The 13,752-nt window shown below is 48.9% G+C and carries 11 protein-coding genes; 10 read left to right on the top strand and 1 reads right to left on the bottom strand.

The genetic code is table 11. The features are described from left to right. Window positions 1-83: 83 nt before the first annotated feature. The 6 genes from asd to HP399_RS27450 all read left to right on the top strand — a co-directional run bounded on the left by asd (window position 84) and on the right by HP399_RS27450 (window position 8,856). On the top strand, window positions 84-929 hold the full coding sequence (asd, locus tag HP399_RS27475) for an archaetidylserine decarboxylase (protein ID WP_173618296.1): 846 nt from the start codon (window positions 84-86) through the stop codon (window positions 927-929). A gap of 1,242 nt (window positions 930-2,171) precedes the next feature. Beyond that, on the top strand, window positions 2,172-2,462 hold the full coding sequence (gene gatC / locus HP399_RS27470) for an Asp-tRNA(Asn)/Glu-tRNA(Gln) amidotransferase subunit GatC (RefSeq protein WP_007717539.1): 291 nt from the start codon (window positions 2,172-2,174) through the stop codon (window positions 2,460-2,462). Between the two features lie 32 nt (window positions 2,463-2,494). Beyond that, window positions 2,495-3,967, top strand: a complete 1,473-nt coding sequence (gene gatA, locus HP399_RS27465; protein WP_173618295.1) for an Asp-tRNA(Asn)/Glu-tRNA(Gln) amidotransferase subunit GatA — start codon at window positions 2,495-2,497, stop codon at window positions 3,965-3,967. Between the two features lie 4 nt (window positions 3,968-3,971). Further along, window positions 3,972-5,408, top strand: coding sequence for an Asp-tRNA(Asn)/Glu-tRNA(Gln) amidotransferase subunit GatB (gene gatB / locus HP399_RS27460; protein ID WP_012684435.1), 1,437 nt, complete (start codon window positions 3,972-3,974; stop codon window positions 5,406-5,408). Between the two features lie 144 nt (window positions 5,409-5,552). Further along, window positions 5,553-7,178: a YcdB/YcdC domain-containing protein gene (locus HP399_RS27455; protein WP_173618294.1), complete on the top strand. Its 1,626-nt coding sequence runs from the start codon at window positions 5,553-5,555 to the stop codon at window positions 7,176-7,178. Between the two features lie 19 nt (window positions 7,179-7,197). Then, complete coding sequence (locus HP399_RS27450; RefSeq protein WP_173618293.1) at window positions 7,198-8,856, top strand: YcdB/YcdC domain-containing protein; 1,659 nt, start codon at window positions 7,198-7,200, stop codon at window positions 8,854-8,856. 53 nt (window positions 8,857-8,909) lie between these two features. On the opposite strand, the gene HP399_RS27445 is transcribed toward HP399_RS27450, so the two are convergent. Then, a complete protein-coding gene (locus tag HP399_RS27445) occupies window positions 8,910-10,670 on the bottom strand; it encodes an RNA polymerase sigma factor (RefSeq protein WP_173618292.1) in 1,761 nt (586 codons plus the stop codon). Between the two features lie 225 nt (window positions 10,671-10,895). On the opposite strand from HP399_RS27445, the gene HP399_RS27440 reads away from it, so the two are divergent. The 4 genes from HP399_RS27440 (at window position 10,896) to HP399_RS27425 (ending at window position 13,748) form a co-directional block, all read left to right on the top strand. Then, on the top strand, window positions 10,896-11,234 hold the full coding sequence (locus tag HP399_RS27440) for a hypothetical protein (RefSeq protein WP_173618291.1): 339 nt from the start codon (window positions 10,896-10,898) through the stop codon (window positions 11,232-11,234). Between the two features lie 111 nt (window positions 11,235-11,345). Further along, the gene (locus HP399_RS27435; RefSeq protein WP_173618290.1) at window positions 11,346-11,810 is read left to right on the top strand and encodes a hypothetical protein; all 465 of its coding nucleotides are present in this window, start codon (window positions 11,346-11,348) and stop codon (window positions 11,808-11,810) included. Window positions 11,811-11,838: 28 nt separating this feature from the next. Continuing rightward, complete coding sequence (locus HP399_RS27430) at window positions 11,839-12,567, top strand: ABC transporter ATP-binding protein (RefSeq protein WP_173618289.1); 729 nt, start codon at window positions 11,839-11,841, stop codon at window positions 12,565-12,567. Beyond that, complete coding sequence (locus tag HP399_RS27425; RefSeq protein WP_173618288.1) at window positions 12,567-13,748, top strand: ABC transporter permease; 1,182 nt, start codon at window positions 12,567-12,569, stop codon at window positions 13,746-13,748. The genes HP399_RS27430 and HP399_RS27425 overlap by 1 nt, the downstream gene beginning before the upstream one ends. Window positions 13,749-13,752: the final 4 nt, after the last annotated feature.

Here is a 13,752-nt window from a genome sequence, read left to right as displayed (position 1 = left end):
TCTGGTAATAGTGCGGGGTTTACTGGCTGTTAGCAGAAGTGGTAAAGTAAGGGTATTGTTGTTTTACGAAGGAGCATTTTCTTATGGGCAAAAAGCTGCTCCCAGGTCTCATTCATCGCTTGCCACAAAACGCGATGTCACGGACTATGGGCAAAATTACCGCTACTCCCTTTAGTCGATTAGCCATTCAACGATACATAAAGCACTATCAAATTGATACGTCGATCATAGAAAAGCCGGCTTCGGAATACCGCACGCTGAAGGAGTTTTTTTCCCGACGCCTGAAGCCCGCAGCGAGACCGATTGCACCTGGCCTAGATACCATCGTCAGCCCGGTAGATGGAACCGTTTCGCAGTTAGGTGATATTTGCGAAGGTACCTTGATTCAAGCAAAGGGAAAAGAGTTCAGTGTGAGTGAGCTATTGGGCGGTTCGGAGGAAGAGGCCAAGCGTTATTACGGTGGTAAATTTATCACAATTTATTTGAGTCCAAGGGACTACCACCGCATTCATATGCCGGTAACGGGCGATTTGAGCTGTTACTGTTATTTGCCTGGCAGACTCTATCCGGTCAACCAGCTCGGAATTGAAAATGTAGACCGTTTGTTTGCCCGCAATGAACGCTTGGTAACTCACATCAATACAGATAGCCTGGGCGATATGGCTTTGGTTAAAGTAGGAGCCTTGTTTGTAGGCAGCGTGAAGGTCTGCTACAACACAGCTACGACGAATATCAAGCACGGTCGCCAAACCCACGAGAAGATTGCTGGGACACCTCGTTATGAAAAAGGGGCGGAGCTGGGCTGGTTCGAATTTGGATCAACCGTCATTTTGTTGTTGGAGTCCAACGAGCTCGAATGGGCAACAGGCGTTGAAAAAGGAAAGTCTCTCTTGATGGGGCAGGCGCTCGCGAAAAAGAAGGCAGAATAACAAACGACAGAAGAGATCACAGTCCAGGGCAAATGCCTTGGACTTGTTTTTCTTTAGTAGATGAAGTTTTCTAATAGATGTGGCTGCGGTGGGGAGAAGAATATTTCCAGTCTAGGCTCCAGGCGCCGTCCTGCGGGGAGTTGATTACTGCCCGCTCCGAAGGGATTCACGGGGAAACGCAAAAGTGGTAGCCGCTTCGTCGCGTGGGCACGTTGCGTTTCTTTTGCCCGCAAATCCTTTCTCCGCTCGGTAGGACTCCACAAGTCGCTACGTCTGGAAATATTCATCTCTAGCGTAACTACTCACATTCTTTCATCTTTATAAAGCATTAAAATCGAATCACTCGGAAAGCTCGTAGAGGAAACAGGAGAAATAAGCGAAGATCTTAGGGACACCGACCGAGGCGCAATGAAAAAAAGAGAAACAAGCCCTTAGCGTCCACCTCTGAGATACCCCCTGAATGGACGACTTTGGACGCGGGTTTCGCTTTTTTTCATGGAGACGGGCAGTCAATCCCACAGCGGGTGGACCTAGAAGCTGAGCGTTTTCTCCTGTTTCCTCCCCAGCACTACAGCAACAACTTAAGGTCTCTAAATATGCAGCTGCGGTGGGGAGAAGAATATTTCCAGACTAGGCTCCAGGCTCCGTCCCACTGGAAGAGTAGACTGTCCGCTCCGAAGGGATTCACGGGGAAACGCAAAAGTGGTAGCCGCTACGTCGAACAGGCACGGTTGCGTTTCTTTTGCCCGCTCATCCCTTCTCCGCTTGGTAGGACTCCACAAGTCGCTACGTCTGGAAATATTCTTCTCTGTCGTAACTGAATAGGTTCTTCGTTCTTTCACTTCTTTAAAAAACGATTAACTCGGAAAGCTCGTAGAGGAAACAGGAGAAATAAGCGAAGATCTTTGGTACACCGACCGAGACGGAATGCAAAAAGCGAAACACGCTTTTAAGCGTCCACCTCTGAAATACATCCTGAGTGGACCACTTTGGACGCGGTTTCGCTTTTTGCATGGAGTCGGGCAGTGAATCCCTCAGCGGGTGGGACAAGAAGCTGAGCGTTTTCTCCTGTTTCCTCCCCACCACAACAGCGAGACAAAGTTTTTATTGGTGAATAATCGATCAATATTTTTTTGCCGAAAACATTTTTGTTTTCCCTGTCTAAATCCCTGCGAAAATTGACTGAACCTGCTCTTTTCAAGTAAGATCAAAGTTATGTGATACGATTCGGAGGTGGAAAGAATGAGTGCCATTACTCGCAAAGAAGTAGAACACGTAGCTAATTTGGCCCGCTTGCAACTCACTGAGGAAGAAGCGGAGCGATATACGAAAGACCTGAATGCGATTCTTGATTTTGCAGCCAAGCTGAATGAGCTCGATACGTCCAATATTGAGCCAACCAGCCACGCTACAGACGTGAAAAACGTGATGCGCGAAGACGTAAACAGACCGTCCCTGCCGCGTGAGGACGTGCTGAAAAACGCACCAGATCACGAAGACGGACAGTTTAAAGTACCGGCTGTATTCGAATAACCTACTGGATAACGAGAAGGGAGGAACCCACTGTGTCGCTGTTTGACAAGCGATTGTCTGAGATACATAGCGCCCTACGCGCAAAAGAGATTTCGGTAACGGATCTGGTGCAGGCTTCCATCGCTAGCATCAAGGAGCATGACGGAGAAATCAAATCCGTCCTGCATGTAGATGAAGAGGGAGCCTTAGCTCATGCCCGTCAATTGGACGAGCGTCTGGTCAAGGGAAATGAGGAGCTGGGTCTTCTCTACGGCTTGCCTGCCGGACTGAAGGACAACCTGGTTACAAAAGACATCCGCACCACTTGCGCGAGCAAATTTTTGGCGAACTACGATCCTGTCCACGACGGGACTGCATCCAAAAAGGTGAAGGATGCCGATGCGGTAATTGTTGCGAAGCTGAACATGGACGAGTTTGCGATGGGCGGCTCCAACGAAAATTCCGGATTTTTCCCAGCCAAAAACCCATGGAACACTGACTATGTGCCGGGCGGTTCTTCTGGTGGCTCGGCGGCAGCAATGGCTGCACGTCATTTTTATTTCACACTTGGCTCTGATACAGGTGGCTCCATCCGTCAGCCTGCTGCTTTTTGTGGCGTTGTCGGTTTGAAGCCTACGTATGGACGTGTCTCCCGTTTCGGGCTGGTGGCGTTCGCGTCCTCGCTGGATCAAATCGGACCTGTGACGAAAAACGTTGAGGATTCCGCCTATGTGCTACAAGCGATTGCGGGACATGATGAATTCGACTCTACTTCTGCCAATGTGGACGTACCGGATTACTTGTCCGCATTGACTGGAGATGTAAAAGGACTGCGTATCGGGGTACCGAAAGAGTTGATCGGAGAAGGGATTGACCCTGAGGTTCGCGATGCTGTTCTTGCAGCATTGAAGCAGCTGGAGAGCATGGGTGCTACATGGAGCGAGGTTTCCATGCCGCACACGGAATATGCAGTGCCAGCTTACTACCTCTTGTCTTCGTCTGAAGCTTCGTCCAACCTGGCTCGTTTTGACGGCGTACGTTATGGTGTGCGTGCAGACAATGCGGCAAACCTGATCGAGCTGTACAAGGAATCCCGCAGCCAAGGCTTTGGCCCAGAAGTGAAGCGCCGCATCATGCTCGGAACCTACGCGCTCTCGTCTGGTTATTACGATGCTTACTACAAAAAGGCACAGCAGGTGCGTACCCTGATCATTCAGGACTTCAACAACATTTTTGCTGACTACGATGTAATCCTACACCCTACCACGCCTTCTACGGCTTTCAAAGTAGGCGAAAACGTAGATGATCCGGTGAAAATGTATCTGGAGGATATTTGTACCGTTCCTGTAAACCTGGCTGGACTGCCAGCAATCAGCGTGCCGTGCGGATTCTCCAAAAACGGTCTGCCGATCGGTTTGCAGATCGTAGGTCGTGCATTTGACGAATCCACCGTATTGCGCGTAGCCCATGCGTATGAGCAAACCGCAGGCTTCTACGGTCGCAAACCGGAATGGGTGAGGGGGTAAGAGCATGAGCAAGTACGAAACCGTCATCGGCTTGGAGGTTCACGCCGAGCTATCGACCAACAGTAAAATCTTTTGCGGCTGCCCGACTGAATTTGGTGCACCGCCGAATACACATACATGCCCGATCTGCTTGGGACATCCAGGTGTACTGCCTGTAACGAACAAGCAAGCGGTAGAATTCGCGATGAAAGCAGCACTCGCCCTCAACTGCGAGATTTCCCGCGAGACCAAGTTCGACCGCAAGAACTACTTTTATCCAGACTCGCCAAAAGCGTACCAAATCTCGCAGTTTGACCAGCCGATCGGCTACAATGGCTGGATCGACATCGAGGTAAACGGTGAGACGAAGCGCATTGGGATCACTCGTCTGCATCTGGAAGAGGATGCGGGCAAGCTGACGCACAGCGATTTTGGCGGAGAGTCTCTCGTAGACTTCAACCGCGTCGGGGTACCGCTCGTGGAGATCGTTTCTGAGCCAGACATCCGCACACCGGAAGAAGCACGTGCGTATCTGGAAAAGCTGAAAGCGATCATTCAGTACACGGAAGTATCTGACGTTCGCATGGAACAAGGCTCCCTGCGTTGCGACGCTAACGTTTCCATCCGCCCGTATGGTCAAGAAGAATTCGGAACCAAGGCTGAGCTGAAAAACATGAACTCCTTCCGCAACGTACAAATGGGCTTGGAGTACGAGGTACTGCGTCAGACGGAGGTAGTTTCTTCCGGTGGCAAGGTTGTTCAGGAAACGCGCCGTTGGGATGAAGCGAACAAGAAGACGTTGACGATGCGTTCCAAAGAGGAAGCGCACGACTATCGTTACTTCCCAGACCCGGATCTGGTTCGCATGCAGATTTCCGAGGAGTGGATTGAAGCGGTTCGCGCAACCATTCCAGAGCTGCCAGATGCTCGTCAGGCTCGCTATGTGAACGAGTTTGGCTTGTCTAAGGATGATGCCGGAGTCATTACGATCTCCAAGGAGACGGCTGATTTCTTTGATGAGACTGTGAAAACAGGAGCAGAGCCGAAGTCAGTAGCGAACTGGCTGATGGTTGACCTGTTGGCACACCTCAACGCCAACAACCTGGTGTTTGCTGATGTGAAAATGACACCAAAAGGCTTGGGTGAGATGATCAAGCTGATCGAGGACGGAACCATTTCGTCCAAAATCGCCAAAACCGTCTTCAAAGAGATGGTCGAGACCGGCAAAGAGCCGAAGCAGATCGTCGAAGAAAAAGGACTCGTCCAAATCAGCGATGAGGGCGCTCTGCGTCAAGTCGTCGTCGATGCGGTCAATTCCAACCCGCAAGCCGTGGCAGACTTCAAGTCTGGAAACGAAAAAGCAGCAGCTTTCTTTGTAGGCCAGGTCATGAAGCAAACCAAAGGTAAGGCAAACCCGGGAATGGTAAACAAGTTGATTCAGGAAGTATTGAACAGCCTGTAGGGCGCATAGACAAGCAGCACTTTCTTCTGTATGGAGAGGGTGCTGTTTTTGTTTTATGGTACTGAAAAATGATGCTAAATAGTGGAAAAAAAGTTAATATTGAATTGATGAAGCTATCATCATAATGGATTAGGAGAAACGTACATGACAAAAAACTGGAAAGGTGCGGCAACTGCTTTTACGGTGACAACGATGTTGTTGGGAACAAATGCGCAGGCTTTTGCTGCAAATCAGGTAATGATCTTGAAGAACACAGAAGCCTCATCCGAAGAAGAAATCAAGCTGCCTGCTCGTGCGCTAGAGATTGTCTCTGCATTAGAGAAGCTGGAGCCTGCTTTAAAAGCTTTGACAGTTAGAGAAGTCTTCGTTTCCGAGAACGATGAAAATCAAGTGGCCATGAGTATAAGCCATCCAGACAATGTGCACGAGAACGCGTATATGTTATTCGACCGTAATAGTGGCGAATTGATTAGTTTGGAAGCTGCCGTAATCATTTGGGACCAGGCAGAAAAAGTAACAGACGAAGTCAGCTTGCAAAAAGCTGAAAAAGCGGTTCAGGAGTTGTTAGGTGCGAAGAAGAGAGGTATGACGGAGGACCCTCAATTATCAAGGAACATGATCAGTGAAGAACACTCGATTGAATTCCGAAATGTTTATTATCCGATTCTGCTGAACGGTCTAGAGGTAGACGGAATACGTTTTGGTATAGAAGTGGATATGGATAACGGGGGGCATTTATTAGGTATATCGTTTACATCAATAGACGTAGGTATAACACAGGTTGCTGACCCGAAAAAGGCTATAGCAAAAGAAGCCATCCAGAAGCAAATATTTACACCTGAACGCTTTAGCTATGGTTACGTATGGGAAGGAATAGAAGGCAAGACTGGTTTAGAATACAAGCTGAGAACATCACCAGTGTTTGATGCGCTGACAGGCAAGCAGATAGCCGTTGAATGGGGAGAAAAGAAAGGAAAGGGAAAGATCAATACTGCCGATCTCAAGAGCATTTCCTTGAAACCTCAATCGAAGCCATTCATCGCGAAAAACGCAACGGATACACAAATTTTGGAGAGTTTGTTTGGGATCGATACAAAGAAAACGTATCCGACTTATAGGAAGGATCAACAGCAGGGCAAAATCAATCATTATTGGGCGAACTATAATGAAGTCAATTATGCTTCTGTAGCGGTAGACCAATTGACGGGAGAGATTGGCGGTTACCTGAATTGGGCACATATCGAAAATCTTCCTGCTCCGCTAACCAAAGAACAGTCGTTACAAAAGGCGACTGCTTTCTTAGAGCCTTTTGCTAAAACATCTGAATGGCAAGTTGAAATGTATGAACGGGTCAGACCAGAAGATCCATTGGCATTAAAGATTTATTCAAATAGGGATAGTGCCAAAGAGACTGAGAAAAAGGAATCAGCAGAACAGTATGGCTTCTTATTTTTTGAGAAACAAAACGGTATCCCAGTCATGGAGTATTCCTTTGGAGTAGTTATTGATCCAATTAAAGGACAAGTCGCAGAGTTCCTAGCTTCAGTTCCCGCAGAGGATCGCAAATATCCTGTACTCAAACCATCCGTAACAGACCAGCAGGTTGCTGAAATTTTCGCCAAACATGTACCGGTAAAGCTGACTTACATTTGGCCGACATCTAGTGATCATGATGCTCCGATTCTTGCCTACAAACTCGATACTAGCAAAGGCTGGCCAACTGTAGATGCTGTAAATGGATCGTTTACGTGGGACGAGATAGAGGATTAAGAAAGAAGGAGGAGATTTTATGAAACGAAATGGAAAACGCACAGCAATCGCATTGACAATAGCAATGATGTTGCCAGGAACAAGTGGAACAGCCCTGGCTGCAAGTCCTGAAATCCATCCTAGCCACAGTGCATCTGCAACAAAAAGCGAGGAGAAGCTCCCGGAGCGGGCCACTCAGATCGTAGCTGCTTTAGAAAAGCTGGAGCCTGCATTGAAAGCATTGACGAAACGAACGATTGTGAAACATGAAATGGATGAAAATCTGTTAAACTTCAATCTGGAAAGTCCCGAATCCAATGACATGAGTGCCACTGTTGTCTTTGACAGAAAAACAGGTGAGTTGTTCATGTACAGCGCCAGTTTGCATATTTGGAAGCAAGGTGAAATTGCGACAGACGAGATTATTTTGCAACGGGCAGAAAAAGCAGTGCTTGAGTTATTAGGGGCAGACAAAAGAAAACAAGCAGGCTCGCCTAAATTATCCAAAGCTGTTAAAAAGGAAGACCCTGAATATTTGACTGATAACTCAACAATATACCGCTCCGTTTATTATCCAGTTGAACTAAATGGGCTGGAGATATTGGGGAATGGGCTGGGCATATACGTGTCGACCGATTATGCTGGTCATATCTTGGGTGTATCCAGTGAGCTACTTGATTTGAAAGATACCAAGGTCCCAGATCCGAAAACGGCACTGACACCTGAAGCTGTCAAAAAGCAGTTTTTCACTCCTGAGCGTCTTGGTTTGGGCTATGTGCTGGAAGGGAAAGATGCCAAGCCGGGCATGCAATACGCATGGATGAATAACGCTTACATCGATGCCGTGACAGGAAAGCAGATTGACTTCATGCAGGGAACAGAGATTGCTGGGGATGGAAAAAGAAACCCTGCCAATTTGAAGAAGCTCACGCTATCGCCAAAAGGAGAGCCGCTTATTGTCAAAAGCAGGGCAGATGGAGAAAAAGTCGTGGCGGGCTTGTTTGACGTGGATACGAAGGTGATGTTCACAGAATACATCACAGAAGAAGTTGATGGTGAGTTCATACATTCCTGGAGCGATGAGTTTGGGTATGAAGACGTATCCATTTCGGTGGATGCTTCTACGGGAGCGGTCACTAGTGCGGATATTTTTATGGAAACAAAAAGCCTGCCTGTTCCCTTATCGAAAGAAGAAGCCTTGAAAAAAGCAATTTCCTTCATCGAGCCATATGTCGCTAAATCCTCTACTGAATGGCAGGTTGAGATATTTGATCCATATAAACAGCCGAAATTGGCCGATTGGATGATTGAGTTGAATGAAGGAGAGGGTAAAGAGGAGGAGGATACAGGAACAGGAACGTATACTTTCATGTTTTATGAACTGCACGATGGTTTGCCTGTGTTCGACCGTTACTATTGGATGATGGTCGATATAGAGAGTGGACAAGTATTTACTTTCATTGCGAATTTACCGGAAAAAGAGGGTACTCTTCCCATCCTGAAGCCATCCGTAACGGAGCAACAAGCTGCTGAAATCGTAGCCAAAAATCTACCTGTAAAGCTGTCCTACTTCTGGCCAACCTACAATGGCAAGCAAGCTCCTTTTCTCACCCTTGTCTATACGGTTGACAAGAGCAAGGGCTGGCCTTACGTAGATGCCGTAAACGGCAAACTTGAATGGGGCGAATACGAGGAATAATTCGAACGAAAAAGAACGCAGCTTTTCTGACTGCGTTCTTTTTGCTGTCCCTTCTATGAGCGAGCTTGGTTCGCAATGAGTCCCATCTGAATTTGTTCCAGTACCGATACGGCAGCACGTTCATTTTGTTCAATCGCCTGCAACAACGCAATAGCCTGCTTGCCCTGCTCCGCATCGTTCGGCTGGCCCCCAGCCGGGAATGGGAAGAGCTTGCTTAACGTGTCAAATCCATCGGCAATCGCCCCGTACAAGCCAGCCGCTTCTTTCATCAGTGGTCGAACCTCATCAAACACAGAATCTGTCCACGTATCAACGATTTCGCTCCAGAAAAGAGAGGCGTAGCGACGCGCATCCCCGTTCACCACGGTCGTATACGCGTTGCCATTCGACTCAACCGTTCCCTTTTCATAGGCTTCCTGCCAAGCAGCATAGGCGGCTAGACCATTGACGCAGCTCGGGTCCTGCGGTTCTTCTCCACGATAATGAACGAGTGCAGATTGGAGGGCATTTGTGAGCATCGTGCGTTGATCGATCGGAATCACACGGTCGATGGCAAGGACAAATAGCTCCTCGAGGATACCCCGCCCCACGTTTTCATAAGGAATGTTGCTGTCGTTTCGGCAGTTATCTCCTGCGAAAAACACTCTTTTTTCATCATCATAGCCGTAGATTAATCCGAACTCTGGCATGAACAGGTCCCAAGCAAGCACAGGGTGCCCTTTGTCGATGGAGCGGTGAACCAGTTCCAATGCTTCTGGCAAGAGGACAGACAGTTGGCGCTTCTGGCTTGCTTCCGGGCTGAGCAGCGAAGGTTCTACTTGATTGGCATTAATGCTTGGCTCGCAGGAAAGATGATACGAGGTGACGGCACGAGATTCAAAGCCCATGTTTTTCAAACCCTGCTGCAAGACTCGTTGAAAGTGAAACATCGTCGGGCCCGCAATATGAATATTTTCAGGAACGATCGTCAAGCGAAAGGCATGGCCGCTCAGGCCAAGGATCATCGGCAAAGACATTTTTCGTTCGGTCGATTCTACCAATCCGTATAGTGCTGCTGCGCAAGTAACCCAAGTAGGCATCGTGAATGCTTCTGGTTTATTCAATACTGCTTGTTTCATACTCCCCGCAACCTTTCTCGTCTTCATGTATTGATCAACAACGACACGAGTTTTTTCCTGAATCAGTTTTTTGCGAGAACGCGATAGCACTTGGTAGACATTCGCCTGGGACATCTGGAACATGTGGGCGATCTCATGAGGGGCCAAATGATCAAAAAAGTGAGATTCCACAATCCGTCTCTCCCGAGGATTGAGGCAATACAATAGGCTCCTGATCGTCTCAAACAGTTCACGACGCACCATGACCTCTTCGGGATTGGTGTTCTGCGCAGAGTGTGACCAAGACCGTCCCAGCCTGTGCAGGATACTATCGAGGTCTTCCCAGTCAGTCGGTTCCTGCTCATGCGTCTGTTTGCCTAGACTCGAGAAGACGGTTTCCCTTTTTTGCGGACCCTTCGAAAGCCGGGTGTACGCCTGATTACGCACAATCCGATGCAGCCAAGGAAGGAAACGTCGGCTGTCCACAAGCGTTCCAAGGTGCAAAAAGGCGCGAATGAGAGCATCCTGAACGATGTCTTCGGCAAGAAAGGCTTCTTGTGTGTACGACCGTGCATAGCCGTATACTTTGGAGCGATGACGCCTGACCAGCTCGCTAAACGCCTCCTGATCTCCGGCTTTTGCCTGCTCTACCAGAGCCTCGTCTTCTATCTGGGTGTGTTCCTCATGAGTCTTGGGCCTGATTATCAAGTGATCCATCGCAATAACTCCTCGTGATTTGTTGATTTACAGTGTAGACTTCTGGTTCACGGATTATCTGACACGGGATGCGAAAAAATTTCGGAGTTTTTTAAACTGTTCTATCTAGTGTATCAGACAAATAAAGGCAGTGGTTTTTCCAATGGCAGATGACAAAGCAATTTGTAACAATTTCCACTCTCCCCTATAATGAACGTACAGGAAGAAAAAGGAGGATGGAAGTACATGAAGCTCATTTCTGTTGCAGGAGAAAGTGTGGCACCTGGAAAAGGTGGATCACCGTCTGATACATTTGATCGTTCCATTTCTACATGGCAAGAAAACGGTCAAGAAAAAACAATAACCGTCACCTATGTGCGTTTTTTTGGAAAAGTACTCGCTGAGCGAGGCATTTATGATCAAGAGGCAGAAGGTGTTCCTGTCAGCCATTTGGTAGCGACTCTGTTTCTAGAAAAGAATCCAGAGGCAAAAGAAACTCGTCATTATATTAACGATACGGAGGCTTTCGTCGCGCTGTTTGAAGACTTTTCCCTGACAAAGTGGAAAGAGCGTTATCCTCTGTAGGATACGAGGGTTACAGCTTTCAAAGTCAAAAGATTCAGATTCGCCAAAGACACATACGGGTAACTTTTGTGAGGGCATGCTAAGGGCAACCAATTATTGGAGGGAATTAGCATGTTTTCTATTTGGTTGCCGCTGGTGATGACGTCTTCTGCGCTGGTGTTTGGTGCGATACCTTCGCATGTCCCTACGACTTCCTCGGCGGCGTGGATAGTTGCTGTGCAGGAGTTTGATGCGTTTTTGCAGGACTGGAAAAAAGGGCAGACGCTTGCGAACCTGCGTCACCCGCTTTTTGACCTCACGGGAGTGTCAGCGGTGTCAGGAATGATGGAGATCATCCGTTTTTCGGGAGAGGCCCACGGGCAAACCGGTGAAATCACCCTTTCGTTTTACACACTGGAAGGCGACAAGGTCTTTTCGCCCCCAGGCTCGGTGTCTTTCGCGCGAGTCGATGAGAAGCGGCGGGAATTCCATGTCACTGGAGTCATACCGCGGGTTTTGCGCGGGCGGACGGGTGTCGTACAGGTGACGTTTACGGGAGAAAAGCGGGCGTCGTACTTGCTGAAGGTACGATTCTAGTGAAAATACGGGAGAGGAGGGGCTGCTGTTGATTGAGGTCAAGGATGTTAGCAAGCGATTCAAGGAGATCGCAGCGGTCCAGCATGTATCGTTTCGGGTGGAGGCAGGCGAGGTTTACGGACTTCTCGGAGAAAACGGTGCGGGAAAGACAACGACGATGCGCATGATGGCGACGGTTTTGACCCCGACCGAGGGAGACATCGAGATTAGTGGGTTTTCCGTTCGACAGCAACCACTTGAAGTGCGCCGCAGAATCGGCATTTTGTTCGGGGGAGATGTGGGTCTTTACAGCCGTTTGACAGCGCGGGAAAATATCGCGTATTTCGGTCGTCTATACGGATTGGAGCAAGCGAGGCTTGAGGAGCGGATTCATAGTCTGAGCCGGATGCTTGAGATGGATGATTTTATCGACAGGCGAGTGGGGGCCTTTTCCCGGGGAATGAAGCAAAAGGTGGCGATTGCCCGGACGCTCGTACACGATCCCGATGTCATTTTGCTGGATGAACCGACGACAGGACTGGATGTAACGGCCGCTACAATCTTCCGAAGAATGGTCAGAAAGCTGCAAGAAGAGGGGAAAACGATCCTGTTCTCCAGTCACAACATGGGTGAGATTAACAAGCTGTGCAAAAGGGTAGCGCTCATGCACAAGGGTAAGCTGCGGTTCGCTGGGGGATTGGATGCTTTACGCGAGCAGTTTGGGACAGAGGATCTGGACGACATTTTCATGGCTGTCGTGGAAGGGAGCGAAGGCTGATGGGCTCGCATGTCGTTTGGACCGTATTGAAAAAAGAACTGATGGACTTGTTTCGCGATCGCAAGGCGTTGATGGGGACGCTCCTGGTGCCATTGCTCGTCATTCCGTTCGTCTTCTTTTTGCTGGGGACGTCCTATAGCAATGTGGAAAAAGAAGCGAGGGAGTACATCCCGTTAGCGGTTCAAGGATCATCCTCATTGATTGCGGTTTTGCAAAAAAATTCTGCCGTTCAAATCCTGGAGCCAGCCAATCCGGAGCAAGCACTGCAAGCAGGTCAGCTGCGCGCTATTTTGACGATTCCGGCTGGCTTCGATGAGGAGATCGCGGCGGGCAAAACAGCTCAGTTATCGGTTGCCTATGACTCCACCAATCAAAAATCTGTCTATGCCCGTACATTGATCGAGCAGACAGTAGAGTCTTACAGCAAAGACGTCGTAGCGAAAAGGTTGAACCAAGCGGGCTTGTCCGAGCAGACGATTCAACCGATTGTCCCCACCTTTCAAAATGCAGCCTCTGAGGAAAGGAAGTCGGGAGGGATGCTGGCTGGCATCATTCCGTTGATGTTGGTAGTCTCACTGGCATCCGCGGGAATGGCCGCAGCGAATGATCTCGTCGCTGGTGAGAAAGAGCGTGGAACGCTCGAATCGCTGTTGACGGCGCCGATTGCAGCCCAGCACATCCTCACGGCAAAGCTGTTGGCTGTCATGACCATGAGTACCATGGGGGCAGTAGCGTCGCTGATTTCTGTCACCCTGGCCATGCGTATGGGACCGATGGGGATGGAAGGAGATCATTTTACACTCGCCTTCTTCTCACCTGCCACTTTGTTGGTGCTCATCGTGACGATTTTGTTGTTGGCGGCGCTTTTTGCAGGGTTGGAGCTTGTTTTGAGTACGATTGCCAAGTCTTTTAAAGAGGGGCAGACGTACATGAGTGCTGTCATATTTTTGGCGATGGTTCCCTCGTATATGCTGATGCCAGTCAGTCCGGTCGACATCCCTACGCATTACTACGTGATGCCCGTGTTCAACGGTGTCGCACTGTCCAAGGAAGTGTTTTATGGCAAGGTCGACCCGATGCATACACTCCTAGGGATTGGCTCCTTGCTTGTCTATGTGGTTTTCACTATTTTTCTCGCGTCGCGCATATTCCGCAGAGAAGGAGCGGGGTTAAAGCACTGAACAC

It is taken from the genome of Brevibacillus sp. DP1.3A (assembly GCF_013284245.2).
GTDB lineage: Bacteria > Bacillota > Bacilli > Brevibacillales > Brevibacillaceae > Brevibacillus.
The sequence above is the reverse complement of the archived record's forward strand: the minus strand, read 5'-3'. Positions and strand labels throughout refer to the sequence as shown.